Source organism: Uliginosibacterium flavum (assembly GCF_040566545.1).
Classification (GTDB): domain Bacteria; phylum Pseudomonadota; class Gammaproteobacteria; order Burkholderiales; family Rhodocyclaceae; genus Uliginosibacterium; species Uliginosibacterium flavum.
Genome location: NZ_JBEWZI010000031.1, coordinates 1 through 16,883, shown reverse-complemented (window position 1 = coordinate 16,883; position 16,883 = coordinate 1). Strand labels below are relative to the sequence as shown.

At 60.8% G+C, this 16,883-nt stretch carries 16 protein-coding genes; 8 read left to right on the top strand and 8 right to left on the bottom strand.

Features of this window, described 5'->3' with window-relative positions; all coding sequences use genetic code 11:
* Window positions 1–52: 52 nt before the first annotated feature.
* From ABXR19_RS18675 to ABXR19_RS18655, 5 genes are all read left to right on the top strand, one after another.
* Window positions 53–1,330, top strand: a complete 1,278-nt coding sequence (locus ABXR19_RS18675) for a glutamate-5-semialdehyde dehydrogenase (RefSeq protein WP_354602673.1) — start codon at window positions 53–55, stop codon at window positions 1,328–1,330.
* A 76-nt stretch (window positions 1,331–1,406) separates the two neighbouring features.
* Window positions 1,407–1,991 (top strand): chalcone isomerase family protein, encoded by a 585-nt coding sequence (locus ABXR19_RS18670; protein ID WP_354602672.1) that lies wholly within the window; start codon window positions 1,407–1,409, stop codon window positions 1,989–1,991.
* Between the two features lie 4 nt (window positions 1,992–1,995).
* The gene (locus ABXR19_RS18665; protein WP_354602671.1) at window positions 1,996–2,475 is read left to right on the top strand and encodes a methylated-DNA--[protein]-cysteine S-methyltransferase; all 480 of its coding nucleotides are present in this window, start codon (window positions 1,996–1,998) and stop codon (window positions 2,473–2,475) included.
* Window positions 2,476–3,378: a site-specific tyrosine recombinase XerD gene (gene xerD / locus ABXR19_RS18660; RefSeq protein ID WP_354602670.1), complete on the top strand. Its 903-nt coding sequence runs from the start codon at window positions 2,476–2,478 to the stop codon at window positions 3,376–3,378.
* 176 nt (window positions 3,379–3,554) lie between these two features.
* On the top strand, window positions 3,555–3,929 hold the full coding sequence (locus ABXR19_RS18655) for an H-NS histone family protein (RefSeq protein ID WP_354602669.1): 375 nt from the start codon (window positions 3,555–3,557) through the stop codon (window positions 3,927–3,929).
* A gap of 82 nt (window positions 3,930–4,011) precedes the next feature.
* Here the strand turns inward: ABXR19_RS18655 and ABXR19_RS18650 are convergent, their stop codons facing one another.
* A complete protein-coding gene (locus tag ABXR19_RS18650; protein WP_354602668.1) occupies window positions 4,012–4,200 on the bottom strand; it encodes a hypothetical protein in 189 nt (62 codons plus the stop codon).
* Window positions 4,201–4,514: 314 nt separating this feature from the next.
* Here ABXR19_RS18650 and aceA point away from each other — a divergent pair, with 314 nt between their 5' ends.
* The 3 genes from aceA to ABXR19_RS18635 all read left to right on the top strand — a co-directional run bounded on the left by aceA (window position 4,515) and on the right by ABXR19_RS18635 (window position 7,234).
* Window positions 4,515–5,816, top strand: a complete 1,302-nt coding sequence (gene aceA, locus ABXR19_RS18645; RefSeq protein WP_354602667.1) for an isocitrate lyase — start codon at window positions 4,515–4,517, stop codon at window positions 5,814–5,816.
* Window positions 5,817–5,897: 81 nt separating this feature from the next.
* Window positions 5,898–6,767, top strand: coding sequence for a DMT family transporter (locus tag ABXR19_RS18640; protein WP_354602666.1), 870 nt, complete (start codon window positions 5,898–5,900; stop codon window positions 6,765–6,767).
* An 89-nt stretch (window positions 6,768–6,856) separates the two neighbouring features.
* Window positions 6,857–7,234 (top strand): SpoIIAA family protein, encoded by a 378-nt coding sequence (locus ABXR19_RS18635; RefSeq protein ID WP_354602665.1) that lies wholly within the window; start codon window positions 6,857–6,859, stop codon window positions 7,232–7,234.
* A 122-nt stretch (window positions 7,235–7,356) separates the two neighbouring features.
* On the opposite strand, the gene ABXR19_RS18630 is transcribed toward ABXR19_RS18635, so the two are convergent.
* The 7 genes from ABXR19_RS18630 to msrA form a co-directional block, all read right to left on the bottom strand.
* A complete protein-coding gene (locus ABXR19_RS18630; RefSeq protein ID WP_354602664.1) occupies window positions 7,357–8,898 on the bottom strand; it encodes a response regulator in 1,542 nt (513 codons plus the stop codon).
* 44 nt (window positions 8,899–8,942) lie between these two features.
* Complete coding sequence (locus ABXR19_RS18625) at window positions 8,943–9,845, bottom strand: response regulator (RefSeq protein ID WP_354602663.1); 903 nt, start codon at window positions 9,843–9,845, stop codon at window positions 8,943–8,945.
* Complete coding sequence (locus ABXR19_RS18620) at window positions 9,842–13,663, bottom strand: PAS domain-containing sensor histidine kinase (RefSeq protein WP_354602662.1); 3,822 nt, start codon at window positions 13,661–13,663, stop codon at window positions 9,842–9,844. The genes ABXR19_RS18625 and ABXR19_RS18620 overlap by 4 nt, the downstream gene beginning before the upstream one ends.
* Before the next feature lie 83 nt (window positions 13,664–13,746).
* Window positions 13,747–14,109, bottom strand: a complete 363-nt coding sequence (locus ABXR19_RS18615; protein ID WP_354602661.1) for a sirohydrochlorin chelatase — start codon at window positions 14,107–14,109, stop codon at window positions 13,747–13,749.
* 3 nt (window positions 14,110–14,112) lie between these two features.
* Window positions 14,113–14,883: a tRNA threonylcarbamoyladenosine dehydratase gene (locus tag ABXR19_RS18610; RefSeq protein ID WP_354602660.1), complete on the bottom strand. Its 771-nt coding sequence runs from the start codon at window positions 14,881–14,883 to the stop codon at window positions 14,113–14,115.
* Window positions 14,862–15,809 (bottom strand): MBL fold metallo-hydrolase, encoded by a 948-nt coding sequence (locus ABXR19_RS18605; RefSeq protein ID WP_354602659.1) that lies wholly within the window; start codon window positions 15,807–15,809, stop codon window positions 14,862–14,864. The genes ABXR19_RS18610 and ABXR19_RS18605 overlap by 22 nt, the downstream gene beginning before the upstream one ends.
* Window positions 15,806–16,348: a peptide-methionine (S)-S-oxide reductase MsrA gene (gene msrA / locus ABXR19_RS18600; protein WP_354602658.1), complete on the bottom strand. Its 543-nt coding sequence runs from the start codon at window positions 16,346–16,348 to the stop codon at window positions 15,806–15,808. Before msrA ends, ABXR19_RS18605 begins: the two co-directional genes overlap by 4 nt.
* Between the last annotated feature and the right edge of the window lie 535 nt (window positions 16,349–16,883).

Below are 16,883 nucleotides of genomic sequence, written 5' to 3'. Positions count from 1 at the left end.
CCGGGAATGCTCTAATCACGGCTCACCCGGCTTCACTTCTGGTTTGTTGAATATGGACATCAAGACCTACATGCAAGACCTCGGCCAAAAGGCCCGCGCCGCCTCGCGTCTGATGGCCGCGGCTTCCACCGAGGCCAAGAACACCGCGCTGTGCGCCATCGCGGCGAAGATCCGCACGCGCAGTGAAGAGCTACTCGCCGCGAATGCGCGCGATCTCGAACAAGCCCGCGCCGACGGACTGGAGCCGGCGATGCTCGACCGCCTGACCCTGACAGCCAAAGGCGTCGAATCGATGGCCGCCGGGCTGGAGCAGATTGCTTCCCTGCCTGATCCGATTGGCGAGATCACCGACATGAAGCGCCGCCCCTCTGGCATCCAGGTCGGCCACATGCGCGTGCCGCTGGGCGTGATCGGCATCATTTACGAGGCGCGTCCGAATGTGACTGCCGACGCCGCAGGCCTGTGCCTGAAGAGCGGCAATGCGGCGATCCTGCGCGGCGGCAAGGAAGCACTCCACTGCAATCAGGCGATAGCCGCCTGCGTACGCGAAGGTCTGGCCGAAGCCGGTCTGCCCGCAGCCGGCGTGCAAGTGGTGGAAACCACCGACCGCGCGGCCGTGGGCGATCTGATCACCATGCCTGAATTCGTCGACGTGATCGTGCCGCGTGGCGGCAAGGGCCTGATCGAGCGCATCAGCCGCGACGCGCGCGTGCCAGTGATCAAGCATCTGGATGGCAACTGCCACGTTTATCTGGACGATGCAGCAGACGCCGCCAAGGCCCTGCCCATCGTCGAAAACAGCAAGACCCAGCGCTACGGCACCTGCAACACGGCCGAATCACTGCTGGTGGCGCGTTCGCGTGCCGCCGAGCTGCTGCCGGCCGTGGGCGCCATGCTCGCGGGCAAGGGCGTGGAGATGCGCGCCTGCCCTGAGTCTCTGGCCATCCTGTCTGCAGATCCAAGCCTGGAGCGCTTCCTGAAGGAGGCGGCCGAATCGGATTGGGCCGAGGAATATCTGGCGCCGATCATCGCGGTGAAGGTCGTGGCCGGACTGGACGAAGCGATCGAGCACATCAACCATTACAGCTCGATGCACACCGACAGCATCGTCACCGAGAATTACACACGCGCCATGCGCTTCATTCGCGAAGTGGATTCAGCCTCGGTGATGGTGAATGCCTCGACCCGCTTTGCGGATGGTTTCGAATATGGACTGGGTGCCGAAATCGGCATCTCGACTGACAAGATTCACGCCCGCGGCCCGGTCGGCCTGGAAGGCCTGACCTCGCAAAAATGGATCGTGTTCGGCAATGGGGAAATTCGCAAATGACAAAGGAAGGCTTTGCCACCATCCTGATGATTTGCAGCATAGTCCTGCGGCGGGCATCGCTCTGAGGCGCAGAAACATGCGCTGGCCAAGCTTGCTGCTCGTACTGAGCTTCGGACTGTTTGGCCTGGGCAGTCAGGCCGCAGCCACGGAAGTGGCCGGCGTCAATTTCGCCGACAGGATCACGCTAGGCGACAGCGAGCTGATGCTCAACGGCGCTGGCATGCGCAACCGGCTGATGTTCAAGGTCTATGCAATCGGCCTTTACCTGCCGCAAAAATCCGACACCGTCAGCAGCGCGCTAGCCAGCAAGGGGCCGCGCCGCATCCAGATCGTGACCCTGCGCGAAATCAGCGGCGAACAGCTGGCCGATGCCTTGATTGAATTTCTGCACAAGAATCTGAGCAAGGACGAATTGCGAAAACTTGATACGCGCATCGAAACCCTGCGCAGCACCATGCTCAAATTCAGCGCCTCGCCAGAAAAAACCCGCATCCAGCTGGATTATCTGCCCGACACTGGCACCCGCCTGATCGTCAATAATAGTCAGCACGGCAAGGATATTCCCGGCGAAGATTTTTTCAATGCCTTGATGCGAGTCTGGCTCGGCGAACACGTGGCGCAGGAATCCCTGCGCGAAGCCTTGCTGGGGCGCAAGGATTGAAAATATGAACAGCTCCCGGGCCATCCTCCCGCTCGCCGTGCTGCCCACTTGCCGTCTCGGGCTGCGCCAGAATGCGGCAGGCGAAATTGAAGACATTGTTTTTCTGCCGCCTGACACACCGCTCGAATCAGCTCGTGGCGAATTGCCGGCCTTATTCCTCGATCAAATCGAAAAATATCTCGCCAACCCGCAGCATTCAATCTCCCTGCCCCTCGCCCCGCGCGGCACGGCATTTCAACAACGCGTGTGGCAAGGCATCCGGAGCATTCCGGCAGGCCAGACACGCAATTACGGCGAACTAGCGCTTGATCTGAATTCGGCGGCTCGCGCGGTCGGCCGGGCCTGCGGCGCCAACCCCTTCCCGTTGATCACGCCCTGCCATCGCGTGCTGGCCAAGGCGGGTATCGGCGGCTTCGCCCATGCGCAGGACGGCTGGCTGCTCGATACCAAACGCTGGCTGCTGCGCCACGAAGGCGCTTTGTAAATGGATGCTGCCAACGCACCGCACCCGGATATCGACGCCTTTATCGACGACGTGTGGCTGCAGGACGGCCTGGCCAAAAACACGCTCGAATCTTATCGCAGCGATTTACAGCTATTCGCCAACTGGCTGCAAACCCATTCCGCGCTTGAATTGATTGCTGCCGACCAGGTCACTCTGGCGAAATATCTTGGCGAAATATCGGCGCGCAACAAACCCTCTACTCAGCGCCGCATCATGTCGGCACTGCGGCGTTTTTACCGCCTGCAACTGTTGAATCAACGCATCGCCAAAGACCCGACGCTGGATCTGGGCAACCCCGGCACAGTGGATCGCTTCCCGAAAACCCTGAGCGAAACCCAGGTAGAAAACCTGCTCGCCGCACCGGACCTTGAATCGCCCTTCGGCCTGCGCGACCGCGCCATGCTCGAAACGATTTACGCCAGCGGCCTGCGCGTCTCCGAACTGGTGAATCTGAAAATCAATGAAATGGATTTCACCCAGGGCATCGTGCGCGTCACCGGCAAGGGTTCAAAAGAACGTCTGGTGCCGCTGGGTGAATGGGCGCTGGAATGGGTGCAGCGTTATCTGCAGGAGGCTCGCCCGGTGCTGCTGAAAGCTCCGTGCGATGCGGTATTCATCACGCGTTTCGGCAGTGCCATGACACGCCAGATGTTCTGGAATACCGTCAAGAACCATGCCCGTCAGGCCGGCATTGCGGAGAATCAGATTTCGCCGCACACGCTGCGCCACGCCTTTGCCACGCACCTGCTGAATCACGGCGCAGATTTGCGCGTAGTGCAATTGCTGCTGGGCCATGCCGATATTTCGACGACGCAGATTTACACCCATGTTGCTCAGGAACGGCTGAAACAGCTGCATCACGACCACCATCCGCGCGCCTGAATCCGCGCAATTCTGCGCCACGCAGATAAGGCGGCTGCATCAATAATTTGCGCTGCGTTAATTATTGATGGCAAAATCTGCGTCACTCGGCATTTTTTTGAAATCTATTCAAAGTTTGCCCGCGCAAATTACCCTGCTGGTTCAAACCACATATCCCTCAATCAATAAGGAAAATCATGCTATTCACCAAATCGCAATTGAACAAGGCTTCGGACAAGGATCTGACCCAAGCCGCCGAAGCCATCAAAGCTGAAGTCACCAAGCGTGCCAGCAATTCAAAAGCTGATCTGCTGAAGAAACTCAAGAAGATGGCCAGCGATGCCGGCACCTCGCTCGAATCCCTGCTGGGCAGCAAGCCCGTCAAGGCCGTCGCCGGCACGAAGGCTCCGCGCACCAAGAAGGTCTCCACCAAGGTCAAGACCAAGGTTGCGCCGAAGTATCGCAACCCGGCCGATGCAGCCCAGGTATGGACCGGCCGTGGCCGCCAGCCGCTGTGGGTTGCCGCAGCGCTGTCGGCAGGTCAGTCGATGGAGTCACTGCTGATCAAATAAATCAGCCCGCACGAAATAGAAAAGGCGGCCTTGCGGTCGCCTTTTTTTATTTCAAAACCCATTTGCAACGCACTGCGTTCATTCAGGGCGCGAGCCCAAGAATCTGCGGCTCGCTTGATTTAGTGAAACCGGCACTTTGCTGCGTGAGCGCAGCCAAGGGCTGCGGGACCGACAGTTCCAGTGTCGAGCGAACGAGCATCAGCGCTTCCACAGCCGAGCCCTTGCGGGCGACAGCAAGCACATTGATGTCGTCGCAGTTGGTGATGTGCATGTCGGCACCGCCAGAACTGATGCCCGCGAGACGGAGCGCAACACTGCGACGTGGCGATCCGGAACGCCCCTCACGTATTGACCAACACTATCTGTCGCTGACTCCATTGAAGAGCCGCTCGCAGCGGGCATCTTCAGCCCCCCATCTGCACAGGGGCGCGGGAAGCGGCTATCCCGACAATGCTGCACAGCACCCAAACTAGAGAAAACCCCTAGGGCTGTTTTGCTGCTTTGCAGCACATATTTTCCTATACTGGTTTTGCGCCGGTCATAACAATTTCTCTGCCGGCGGACCCCCATCACAGGAGAGCCGGCATGACCCGCAGCGAACAAATCAGGAAACTTGAGCAGGACTGGCAGGACAACCCACGCTGGCAAGGCATTCGCCGCAGTTATACGGCGGAAGACGTGGTGCGTCTGCGCGGTTCGCTCCACGTCGAAAACTCGCTCGCCCAGCGCGGCGCCGAGCAATTATGGCTGTTACTTACGGCCACGCCCTTCGTCAACGCGCTCGGCGCGCTGACCGGCAATCAGGCCATGCAGCAGGTCAAGGCCGGGCTGAAGGCGATTTACCTGTCGGGCTGGCAGGTCGCTGCCGATGCCAATCTGGCTGGCCAGATGTATCCGGATCAGTCGCTCTACCCGGCTGATTCGGTGCCGGCAGTCGTGCGCAAGATCAACAACACCTTCACGCGTGCCGACCAGATCCAGTGGTCGGAGGGCCATAACCCGGGCGACGCGGACTGGGTGGATTACTTCGCGCCCATCGTGGCCGATGCAGAAGCCGGTTTCGGCGGCGTGCTGAATGCCTACGAGCTGATGAAGGCGATGATCGAGGCTGGCGCGGCGGGCGTGCACTTCGAGGATCAACTGGCCTCGGTGAAGAAATGCGGCCACATGGGCGGCAAGGTGCTGGTGCCAACGCGTGAAGCCGTCGCCAAGCTGATCGCAGCGCGACTGGCGGCCGATGTGCTGGGCGTGCCGACTTTGCTGGTGGCGCGCACCGATGCGGAGGCGGCCGACCTGCTGACCTCTGATGTCGACCCCAACGACCTGCCCTTCTGCACCGGCGAGCGCACTCAGGAAGGCTTCTACCGCACCCGCGCCGGGCTGGAGCAGGCCATCTCGCGCGGCTTGGCCTACGCGCCCTTCGCCGATCTGGTGTGGTGCGAAACCGGCAAGCCGGATCTGGCCTACGCCCGCTCTTTCGCCGAGGCGATTCATGCAAAATTCCCCGGCAAGATGTTGGCCTACAACTGCTCGCCATCCTTCAACTGGAAGAAGAATCTGGATGACGCGACCATCGCAAAATTCCAGCATGAGCTGGGCGCGATGGGCTACAAATTCCAGTTCATCACCCTGGCCGGCTTCCACAGCCTGAACTACTCGATGTTCAACCTGGCCTATGGCTATGCGCGCGAGAACATGAGCGCCTTCGTCGAAATGCAACAGGCTGAATTCGCCGCCGCCGAGCGCGGCTTCACGGCGGTGAAACACCAGCGCGAGGTCGGCACCGGCTACTTTGATGTCGTCACCCAATGCATCGAGGGCAATCAATCGTCCACCACGGCGCTGAAGGGCTCAACGGAGAACGAACAATTCTTTGACAAGCATTGAAACCGGCCGCCACCACAGGCGGTATGCTCAGCACGGCGTCAGGCACTTGTCTGACGCCGTTTTTATTTTGATGGATGCTCGATGAACGCCCTGTGGATGTTGCTGGCCTGTTTCCTGTTCGCCACCATGGGCGCCTGCGTCAAGCTGGCCGGCGGCTTTTTCAATGTCGGCCAGACTGTGGGCATGCGCGGGCTGGTGCCGGTGCTGCTGATCGGGGCCTGGATCCTGTGGCAGCGCCAGCAATTGCGCTCGCCACACTGGAAAAGCCATCTCTACCGCTCCGTCGCGGGCAGTCTGGCTATGCTGATGTATTTCAGCGCGATTGCGCGCCTGCCGCTGGCCACTGCGGTGACGCTGAACAACACCTCGGCGCTGTTTCTGGCTGGCGTGCTGTCATTGCGCCAGACGCCGCCGCCGGCCGTACTCGGCGCGCTGCTGCTGGGATTATTCGGCGTAGCGCTGGTGCTGCAGCCAAGCCTGTCGCAAGACCAGTGGCTGGGCGGTGTGCTCGGTCTGGGTTCGGCATTTCTGGCCTGCGTCGCCCAGTTGAATCTGCGCTCTCTGGGGCGCGCGGGTGAGCCGGAGTGGCGCACCGTCTTCATTTTCTCCGCCACCAATGCACTGCTGGCATTGCCGCTGACGCTGCTCCAGTCCTCCTCACCAAGCCAGGCAAGCACGCAGGAATGGGGCTTTCTGCTGGCCGTGGGCTTGTGCGGCGGCCTTGGCCAGCTGGCTCTGACGCGCGCCTTCAGCATAGGCAAGGCCATCGTGACCGCCAGCCTCGGCTACAGCACGGTGATCTTCTCCAGCCTGTTCGGCGCGCTGCTGTGGGGCGACAAATTGTCCATGCTGTCCTGGGCCGGCATCCTGATGATCATCATAGCGGGCGTGATCGCCACTCATCCGGCGGTATGGGCACGTCAGGTGGCAAGACATGGCGGCGGCGACTGAGCACTTCTATAGTCAAAACGTGGAAGCCTTCCGGCTGATCGCGTCGTGAAGAGTCTTCCGCGATAAAAACTCGCCCGAGGAGATGCACCATGATCACCACCGACCTGATGCCCGAACGCGTTGAAATGCGCGCCTATGGAACGATGACCCTGGCGGACTGCAAGGCCTTTGAAGCTGCATCAAACTACCGCGTACAGTTCAACGGCCCCATCGACCTGCTCTTCGATCTGCGCAGCATGACGGGCTACTCACTCGACGTTGCCCTCGAAGAATGGCGCTACGTGCGCGCCAATCCAACCTCTTTCCGCAAAGTTGCCCTGCTCACCGATGACCAGTTTGTCACCTGGGGGGCGTGGCTATCACAGTTTTTCACGGAAGCGGATATCCGGATTTTCGAGACGGAACGCGCCGCGCGGCACTGGCTGGATGGCGACAGTCAACTGGAAGACGACAGCATCCTGCACTGACTGAAGAGCCGCATTCGACGGGCTTCTACAGAAAGCCCATCTGAAGAGAGCCGCAGGGCAAGCCTGTGCAGGCAGCCCCCTCGCACAGCGCCATCAGGCGCGACTCTACGGACAGCCCGCTATCAAGCTGGCAAATCCAGTAGGAGCATTGAAATATCGTCGTGCCCGGCCAATTCGCCCAGATGACGATGCAGCGCCAGGCGCAGGGCATCCAGCCGGTTATCCCCGCCAGCTGCCTCGACGGCAGCCTGGACGCCTTCGAAACCGAAGGCCATGCCGGCATGACCTTCGGCCTCGATCAGACCATCCGAGCACAGCAACAGCTGCGAATTGTCGGCCCATTCCAGCTGCTGGATCATCACGTCTTCGGCTTGCCAGATCTCGATTCCCAGCGGCAATTGGTCGGCGACAAAACGCTCCACCACACGACCATCCGGCCCGAAACACAGCACGTCCGGCACGCCGCCCAGCCACAACGACCCGCTGCGCACCTCCTGATCCAGCACGACCAGTCCGGCTGACACAAAGCGCCCGACCGGCAGCAACTCGGTGAGCGCGTTATTGAGCATCAACACCATGCGGCGCAGGGGCATTTCCTCTTCCACCGCGCGATAGAAGTCATTCACGATGGCCAGCCCGCTCATCGCGGCGGCCAGGCCGTGCCCGGTGGCATCGGCCAGCATGGCATACAGCTTGCCGCGCTTGGAACGCGCCGCCAGCACGATATCGCCGGAGAAACGGTGCGTCGGCATTACGCAATGCTGCACGCCACTCTGCTCCAGCGCATCACGCCGGATGTGACGTTCCATGATGTCTTTGGCCAGCTCGGCTTCGGCTTCGGCCTCATCGTGGTATTGCTGCAGGCGCGCCGCGTTATCAGCCAGTTGGCGTTCGACTCGTTTGCGTTCGCTGATGTCGCGCACCACGGCAATGAACAGACGACGATCCGCCACCGGCAATTCACTGATACAGATTTCACCGGGAAAACGCCGGCCATCCAGACGCCGTCCGATCACCTCGCACAGGCTGCCGATAAAGCGCTGGTCGCTGCCACTCAAATGCGCGCTGAACGCGGCCTCCCAGCGCCCGACGCCCGTCGAATCGAGTAGCAGGGCGCGGATGTCCATGCCGTGCAACTCGCTCTCCTGGCAGCCGAATACGCCTGCCGCTGAACGATTGGCGCCAACCACGCGAAATACCGCATCAAAGGTCAGAATGCCATCCACGACCGCATCCGACACGGCCGCCTCACGCTGGCGCGCCTCCTCGCGGCTGACCTGGAATTCCAGCGCGCGCGCCAAATTCTGCATCTTGGCAGCGAACACCTGATAGGACAATGGTTTGTTCAGATAATCGTCAGCGCCGGCCTCAAGCCCGCGCACCACGTCGTATTCGGCATCCATGGCCGAGACGATGACAATCGGCACCCAGCGATCCCCGCCCAGCGCACGGATATGCTTGATCGCTTCGAAGCCATCCATCTTCGGCATCATCAGATCCATCAGCACGATGTCAGGACGCTCGGCCTTGTAGAGCGCCAGCGCCTCCTCACCGTCCTCGGCCATCAGAATCTGGAATTCCAGACGATTCAGGTAAGCGCGCAGCAAGGCGCGATTAGCCTGGGTGTCGTCGGCGACCAGTACTCTAAATTTGCGAAAACTCACTTTGAGCCCTCAATTTCTATTCTGTTGTTCATCCAGCCCGGCACTCAGCGCTCACCGTCGCCCAGCGGAAAGCTCACTTCCACCGTGTTGCCATTGCCATGGTAAGCCAGTGCGGTAAACGCCATCTGGCGTGAGACCGCGATGCCCCGGCCATTCGGCGCAAAAGCGCGATCCGGCGAGATGGTCAGGAATTCCTGCCAGGCAAAGCCCGGCCCCTGATCGGAGATCCTTACCGTCATCATCTGCTCATCTTTTCTCACGCTGACAGCCACCCGCTTGTCAGCGTTTTCCGGCAGCGCCTGGCGACGCAAGACTTCATCCAGCCAGCATTCATCGCTCTTGAGGCGAGACTTGGTCTTGAAATCAATACCCAGATTGCCGTGCTCGATGCCATTCACCAACAACTCCGCCAGGCCCATCGCCACGGTTTCACCATCCTTGGCAGACAAGGCCAGCAGGCCAGCCACCGCTTCGGCGTCGTCCAGCGTAGTCAGCACAAATTGCGCCTCTTTGAGCAGCAACACCGCGCGCGAATGATTCGCCATGCGCTGCGACACATCGGCCCAGCGCGCCCGGTCATGCAGCGCTGCGCGCACGATGGACAGCAGCGCCTCGGAACGGAAAGGCTTGGTCAGGTAATAGTGCGCACCCGCCGCCAGCCCTTCGCTGACCTGCTCGGGATTGGCGGCCGCCGTCTGCATGATCACCGGCAGATGCTTCATGCGCGGATCGGCCTTGATCAGCTTGAGCATCGACAGACCGTCCAGCTTGGGCATCATGCGATCCATCACCACGACATCAAAATCGTAGGGTCGCTCGCTCAGCGTTTTCCAGGCCAGTTCCGGGTCTTCGAAAAAGCTCATCTGGTAACCGGTATCGGACAGATATTCTCCGATGATCTCCAGATTCAGCGGTTCATCGTCCAGTACCAAAAGAGATGCACTCATGCATCGTTCCTCACATCAGTTGATTCGATACCCGAAGCCGGCAAAGGCAGGCGCACAATAAATTCAGCCCCGCCCGCCGGACGGTTACGCGCGCAGATCTGGCCACGATGGGCCAACACGATCTCGCGACAGATTGCCAGACCAAGCCCGGTTCCGCCAGCGACTGTGCGGGTCAGACTGCTCTGGGTGAAGCGATCAAAGATCTGCTCCAGCTCTTCGGCCGGAATCCCCGGGCCCTCGTCGATCACCGCAATCTCGACCATGCAGGTCTCGACCGACTCACCCGCACGCCGCCCCCGCCCATCATCCACAATTCGCGTCTGCAGTGTGACCCGGCTGCCCGGTGGCGCAAACTTTACCGCGTTGGACAATAGATTCCGCAGCACCTGCCCGATGCGCGCCGCATCCATATTCACCGCCGGCAGGCTCATCAGGTCGATGCGACTCAAGGCCAGCTGATGAGCCACAAAAAGCGCTTCGAATTCGCGCGCAGCATCGTCGAGCAAGGCCGGCAAATCCACCAGCTGCAGGCTCAGACTCACGCGCCCGGCCTCCAGCTTGGCCAGATCCAGCAGCTCGTCGAGCAGACCCAGCAGGCGCTCGCCGCTCTCGCTCACGCGCGAAAAATAGTCACAAACCTTGTCTGGCGTGAGCCGCTCGCCCCGCTCAACCCCCAGACGCGCGAAACTCAAAATGGCGTGCAGAGGGGTGCGCAACTCGTGCGACAACTGGGCGATGAAATCGGACTTGGCGGCACTGCCACGTTCGGCATTTTCCTTGGCCTGCAACAGGTCGGCGGTCTGCTCAAGTACCAGTTCGCGCAACTGGTCACGATGACGCAACAATTCATCCTCGGCGGCCTTCTGTTCAACCAGATCCTGCACCAGCAGCCAGTAAGCCAGACTTTGTTCGCCCCGTCCGACCAGCACACCGCTGACCATCACCGGCAGCTCCTGCCCATCAGATCCGAGCAAGCAATTCTCAAAGGGCTGCATGACGCCGGCACGACGAATTTCCTCGATCTTTTCGTCACCCTGCACCAGGAACCGTTGCGGCACGATGTCCTGATAACACATCTCGCGCAATTGCTCTTCACTGCGCCCAAGCAAACGCTGCAGGCATGGATTGGCCTGCAGGAAATGACCCTCGCGATCCAGCAGGGTAATGCCCAGCGGCGCGTTATGGATCAGCGTATCGAGTCGCTCCAGTGCTCGGCGCTGTGCTTGCTCGGCCTCGCGCAGAGGGCTTACGTCCTGATTGAGACCAATGATCACACGCTTGCCATCGGCATCGCGAACCAGCTTCTTGTGCGACAGAATGCTGCGCGTGCGCCCCAGGCGATCACGCATCAACAGCTCATTGCTGAGCAACTCGCCATCATCCCGCTCAAGCAATAGCTGATCCAGCGCCTCCAGCTCCTGCGCCGTTGACTCGGAAACAAGCTCTGCTGCGCGCTTGCCCGCAAAAGCATGCTTGGACAAACCATGGAACTCACTGAGCGCGGTATTGGCCATCACGTAACACAGCCGCTCATCCTTGACGTAGGTGGCAAAAGGCAAGGCATCGAACACGGTTTGCAGAAACTCCCCACTGCGCGTCTGACGCTGCAGACTGGCGGTCAGCGCACTCTCCTTTTCCAGCAGATCGGTCACATCGCTGTTGGACGTGATGATCAGACGCGCACCATCCGGATCGAGACAGACAACCTTGCGCAGATGCACCCGATGCAGTTTTCCATCCGCATAACGGATGGGGATTTCGCGCTCGCTCACCACGCCGGGGCCAATGGAAAACAGGCGATCATCAGCGAGCACGGTTTCCTGCGCCACCGCCGGCAAATTGAAATCCCAGGTCGTTTTGCCGAGCATTCGGTCCGGCGTCAGGCCATATGCATTGGCCAGCGCACGATTGGCCATCACATAGACGTGATGCTCATCCTTCACCGCTACCGGCGTCGGGATCGCATCAAAGACATCCTGCAAAAATGCACGATTTCGCGTCTGCCGCGTCAGCGTTTCGCGTAATTCGCGCTCTAGGGCCCGTGTCTCGCTCACGTCGAAGGTAATGCCCACCACCACCCGCTCACCATCCGCACCATCACACGCCACCTTGCGGATCAGGGTCTGGTGCGGTTTGCCTTCACAGTCATGCAACACGTGCTCACTCTCGATCACAGCATTGCCGGCAAACCCATCAAATATCGACTCCTCCTCGCGCTCCACGGCCTCAGCCACGTCAGGATCCGCGTGTTCGAAGGAGGTTGTGCCTAGAATCCCGTCCGTGTTGCAGCCATGAAACAGCGCATGCGCACGATTGGTCATGACGTAGCGATGCTGTCGATCCTTGACGAACATCGGGTGCGGCAAGGCGTCAAACAGCTGCTGCAGAAACTGACGCAGGTTCGTCTGCCGCTGAAGGGCTTCACGCAACTCGATTTCGGAGCGGCGCAAGCCGGTAATTTCAAAATTTGACCCAACGATGATGCTATTGCCATCCACGTCGGTACACAATGCCTTGGTGACTGCCCAGTAGCGCGGCACGCCCGTTTTTCTGTCGGGCAAGCAGTCTTCCTTGCTGATCACCTCACCTGCCAGAACCCGCCGATCTTCCTCCTCGATCGCAATTCCGGGCTCATCCCCGAACAGCTCGCGCGAAGACATGCCGATCATGTCTTCTGTACGCAGCCCCCATTGCTCGGCAATGGCGGGATTCACCATCAGGTAGCGGCTATCCGCACTTTTGACGTAAATCGGGTGGGGAATCGTGCGAATCAGACGCTGCACGAAGGCCTCGACGTTCATCGACAATTCGCCCATGCGCCGGGCGTAATCACGCAGCGCACTCTGGTCTTCATAGGTTGTCACCACCACGAGATCGCCATTGGGATCGACACAACGACTCTTGGTGATGCGCAGGAACACCCGACGCTGCGCCCGGGAAATGTCGAACCAATCCTCCAGAACATGTGCCCGCCCGGTTTCCAGGGCCAGCCGATCCAGTTCTTCGAGACGCTCGGCCATCTCGCTATGCACCATCTGATGGGCGCGCCGGCCCATGACTTCGCCGGGCTGCAGATGCATGGCCTGGCAATAGGCGCGATTGGCCAGAACCAGCACACCCGCTGCATTTTTCACTGACATGGGAAGAGGCAGGGAATCGATCACGCCTTCCATGAAACTCTGGTAATGCCCACGTTCGCGCGTCAGTTCGACTTCATCCGTCACGTCAGACAAGGCTCCGGTCACGAATGTCCGGTCCGCAGCGACGCTGGCGCGCACCCGCAGCCAGCGCTTGCGGCCATCGGCATGCGTGATCGAAACCAGCTCATCGAAACGCCCGGCTTCATTCCAGGCCTCGCGCAAAGCGCGCAGCAAACGACGACGTTGTTCGCGACTCAGGCAGCGCAGAAAACAGCGCAGCGGCGAGGCGAGGACATTGCCATTACCCGTCAGGTTCATGCAATGATCAGAGCAGAACAGGGTCTGACGTTGCGCATCAAACTCCCACACACCATCCTGCGTCGCATCCAGCGCCCGCTCCAGACGTGCGCGGCTGTAGCTTTGCTCCGCAGTCATCGCGCGCGCCAGGTGTTCCGCCCAGCGCTGACGATCCAGCAGCATCCAGGCCAGCACCAGCAAGCCGCCGACACTCAGCCCGATGAGCCCCAGCGCCTGCCCGCCGAAAACCAGCAACAAACCACCAAGACAAGCGACAGAAGCCAGCAGGCACGCAACTATGCGCAAGCCCATCGACACGCCGCCCGCGTGGGCAAGGGCTGCCGGCGCAGGGCGATCAGGTGTCAGGCGGTGAATCGGCATGGCGTGCGTTACCGAAAAAAGGGGGCAATCCGCTTATACGGCAGATTCTCTCAGGAATGTAGATGCCCCCAAGGGAGACAAGCTCAGGCGCGAGCGAGCACACAAATAGCCATCGCCTCAATCACGGCCTGAGACTCGCCCAGCGCATCACGCAAGACGATCTCCAGACTAGGATGACGTTCGCGTGCAGCCTGCAGGATCAGCGGCACATCGCGTTTCACATGCCCGCCCTGCGCCAGGAACACCGGCACGATCTCCGCCCGCGTTGCACCCTCCAGGGCCACCGCATCCAGCGCTTCGGCCAGCGTCGGGCTCATGAACTCCAGAAAGGCCAGACGCACATCGGCAGCCGGCGCCTGTGCCAGCACCGAATCACGCAATCGTTGCAGCGGACGCGCCCATTCCGGGTCACGCGCACCATGGGCAAACAGAATGATGGAGTTCATGGATCAGCCTTGAGTGAGAAGCCGCAGCGCACAGGCTGCAGCGAAAAAACCGAAGGGCGCGGTCACACACACGCCCGAACCATAACCGGCGCAGGACAGCCCCTGCGGCGCATCGCCGGTCTCACAAAGCTCGGGCCGCTGAATCGCCTCATCCGAGTAAATCGCACGGATGCCGAACTTGCGTCGAATGTCTTTGGGAAAGCCGTGTTCGCGGCGCAACTGCGAACGCACCTTGGCGAGCAGCGCGTCCTGCTCGGTCCGGGTCAGATCATCCTCGCGGATCCGCGTCGGGTCTTGCTTGCCACCGGCAGCGCCCGTCACCACCAGAGGAACACCGGTCTTCGCACTCCACAGGATCATCTCGACCTTGATCCGCGGCTGATCGATGGCATCGATCACTACGTCCTGCCCTGCCAGCAGCTCGTCAATATTCTCGGCCGTGAGAAAGTCCTCGACCACTCGCACCTCGCACGCCGGATTGATCGCCAGAATGCGCGCGCGCATCGCCTCCACCTTGGCCATGCCCCACACCGGATCCAGCGCGTGGATCTGCCGGTTGGCATTCGATTCCGCCACGTTATCCAGATCGATCAGGGTGATGTGGCCCACGGCGCTGCGCGCCAATGCCTCGACCGCCCAGGAACCGACGCCGCCAATCCCCACTACACACACTTTCGCCGCTGCAAAGCGACTCGCCAGCGCCTCACCATACAGCCGCCCGACGCCGCCAAAACGCCGCGCCAGATCCGGCTTTAATGCCTGCTCTTCAACCATATCTGCAAACCCTGTGCATTCAAATCCAGATCACACGCATACACCGCCACCGCCGCATCGCCCTGCACGCCCCAGCCCTGCTCCACCGCCTCGCGCCGCAACAAAGCCTCCAGCCCGGATCTGATCCACCCAAGCTGCAGCTCATCAGCCACATTTTCAGCCGCCTCGGCAATCGCCACAAACGCATCGATCAGTCGATGCAGATCGGCTGCCAGACGCGGCAAATCCGTCACTCGCGAATAGTGCGTCAGAACCATGCTGCCCGGCGCGCGCGCCATCATCGCATCGATCGTCGCATGCATCGCCGCCGGATCGAACTGCACCGGCGTCGTCGCGGGAAACACGAAAGCCCGAGCGTCTGCATCGGTTTCACGATATGACAGCCCAAACGCATCGCCCGTAAACCAGCCCCGGCTCTGCGTATCGAAATAGCACACATGATGGCGCGCATGCCCCGGCGCATCCAGCACCTCGATCCGGCGGCCCGCCAGATCAATCACCAGCCCATCCGTGGCCTCCACCACCCGGCCGGTCGGCGCCGGCACCAGCTCGCCGTAAGCCTCGCGCGCAAACGCCTCGCCATACACCGCCAGCGTGCCCGCCCATAATTTCGAAGGCTCGATCATGTGGCGCGCCCCGCGCGGATGCACCACCAGTTTCGCGTTCGGCAACACCTGCAGCAGCGCCCCGGCACCGCCCGCATGATCCAGATGCACATGCGTCAGCAGCAGCCAGTCCACGCACTCCGGCGCGATACCGATTTCGGCCAAAGCCGCCAGCACGCGCGGCAGCGAATGCGTCGTACCGCTCTCCACCAGCGCCGCGCGGCCATCCTGCACGATGAGATGGATCGCATCCATGCGCGGGCGCAGATAGCCGCTGTCGATGGCCCAGATGCCCGAGCCGAGATGTTCAACTTCTTTCATGTTTCCTGTTTCTTCAGCCGCGCAAACTTCGCCCGGAATTTCTGCAGCTTCGGCGCCACCACAAAGGCGCAGTAACCCTGCCCGGGATTGCGGCGGAAGTAATCCTGGTGGTAATCCTCGGCCGGATAGAAAACCGTCGCGGGACTCAGCTCCGTCACGAGGGGCGCGGCAAAAGCCGGCGCCAGTTCGGCCAGCATCTGCCGGGCACAATCGCGCTGTGCTTCATCCAGCCAGAAAATTGCCGAGCGGTACTGGCTACCCACGTCATTGCCCTGCCGATTCAGCTGGGTCGGATCGTGGATCACGAAAAACACCTCCAGCAACTCGCGATAGCTCACCACCGCCGGGTCGAATTCGATGCGCACGAGCTCGGCATGACCGCTGGTCCCCGAACACACAGCCTCATAGCTGGGGTCTGACAACTCGCCCCCCATATAGCCTGAAACAAGACCTTTTACCCCGTGGACATCACGAAACACGGCGTCCAGACACCAGAAGCATCCACCAGCCAGCAAGGCAAATTGAGAATCAAGCGGCACGATTACCACCTTTCGTCGGGTTGTCTGACAAGTAATGAAAATCCCTATTGAAGCAACGGGGTATGTTCGTACAATGGACGAAAGCACTCCGGTGCCCCGAAAGCAAACGCTCGCGACAAAGCGCTCCCAGTGAGGACTTTACCGCGTGCGTTGCTGCCGTAACGGTTTTTGCAGAGGCCGCTACGATGTCTGTCTCCAAATCTGTCTCCGTTCAGGCCCTCACTCCCCCGAGTGAGGGCCTTTTTTTACCTGGAATGCGCACATGCCGGAGAGGCTTGCGCAGCGGGCCTGTGCGGACAGGCATCGCCAAGAGCAAGGCGGGGAGCGGATTTACGGGCACCTATAGCTCCGTGCGCAAGACATGCCGCAAAACTTAGGGTGCGCATTGCGCACCATTCCCAAACATCCATCCACCAGCAGAGCCGGCGGAAGGACGCCGTGCAGGTACGAGCGCGGGGTCCGCGTGCGCGATGCGCATACATGGACGCCCCCGTTTGCAAAGCCAATCTTTTCATTGATGACGACTCACGGAGTC

What these genes read in the sequence shown, in the direction of transcription:
- ABXR19_RS18635 (WP_354602665.1), top strand. Translation starts at nt 6,857, where the DNA reads ATGATCACCACCGACCTGATGCCCGAACGCGTTGAAATGCGCGCCTAT.
- ABXR19_RS18675 (WP_354602673.1), top strand. Translation starts at nt 53, where the DNA reads ATGGACATCAAGACCTACATGCAAGACCTCGGCCAAAAGGCCCGCGCC.
- ABXR19_RS18605 (WP_354602659.1), bottom strand. Translation starts at nt 15,809, where the DNA reads ATGAAAGAAGTTGAACATCTCGGCTCGGGCATCTGGGCCATCGACAGC.
- ABXR19_RS18610 (WP_354602660.1), bottom strand. Translation starts at nt 14,883, where the DNA reads ATGGTTGAAGAGCAGGCATTAAAGCCGGATCTGGCGCGGCGTTTTGGC.
- ABXR19_RS18640 (WP_354602666.1), top strand. Translation starts at nt 5,898, where the DNA reads ATGAACGCCCTGTGGATGTTGCTGGCCTGTTTCCTGTTCGCCACCATG.
- aceA (WP_354602667.1), top strand. Translation starts at nt 4,515, where the DNA reads ATGACCCGCAGCGAACAAATCAGGAAACTTGAGCAGGACTGGCAGGAC.
- xerD (WP_354602670.1), top strand. Translation starts at nt 2,476, where the DNA reads ATGGATGCTGCCAACGCACCGCACCCGGATATCGACGCCTTTATCGAC.
- ABXR19_RS18615 (WP_354602661.1), bottom strand. Translation starts at nt 14,109, where the DNA reads ATGAACTCCATCATTCTGTTTGCCCATGGTGCGCGTGACCCGGAATGG.
- ABXR19_RS18650 (WP_354602668.1), bottom strand. Translation starts at nt 4,200, where the DNA reads ATGCACATCACCAACTGCGACGACATCAATGTGCTTGCTGTCGCCCGC.
- ABXR19_RS18620 (WP_354602662.1), bottom strand. Translation starts at nt 13,663, where the DNA reads ATGCCGATTCACCGCCTGACACCTGATCGCCCTGCGCCGGCAGCCCTT.
- ABXR19_RS18655 (WP_354602669.1), top strand. Translation starts at nt 3,555, where the DNA reads ATGCTATTCACCAAATCGCAATTGAACAAGGCTTCGGACAAGGATCTG.
- ABXR19_RS18665 (WP_354602671.1), top strand. Translation starts at nt 1,996, where the DNA reads ATGAACAGCTCCCGGGCCATCCTCCCGCTCGCCGTGCTGCCCACTTGC.
- ABXR19_RS18625 (WP_354602663.1), bottom strand. Translation starts at nt 9,845, where the DNA reads ATGAGTGCATCTCTTTTGGTACTGGACGATGAACCGCTGAATCTGGAG.
- ABXR19_RS18670 (WP_354602672.1), top strand. Translation starts at nt 1,407, where the DNA reads ATGCGCTGGCCAAGCTTGCTGCTCGTACTGAGCTTCGGACTGTTTGGC.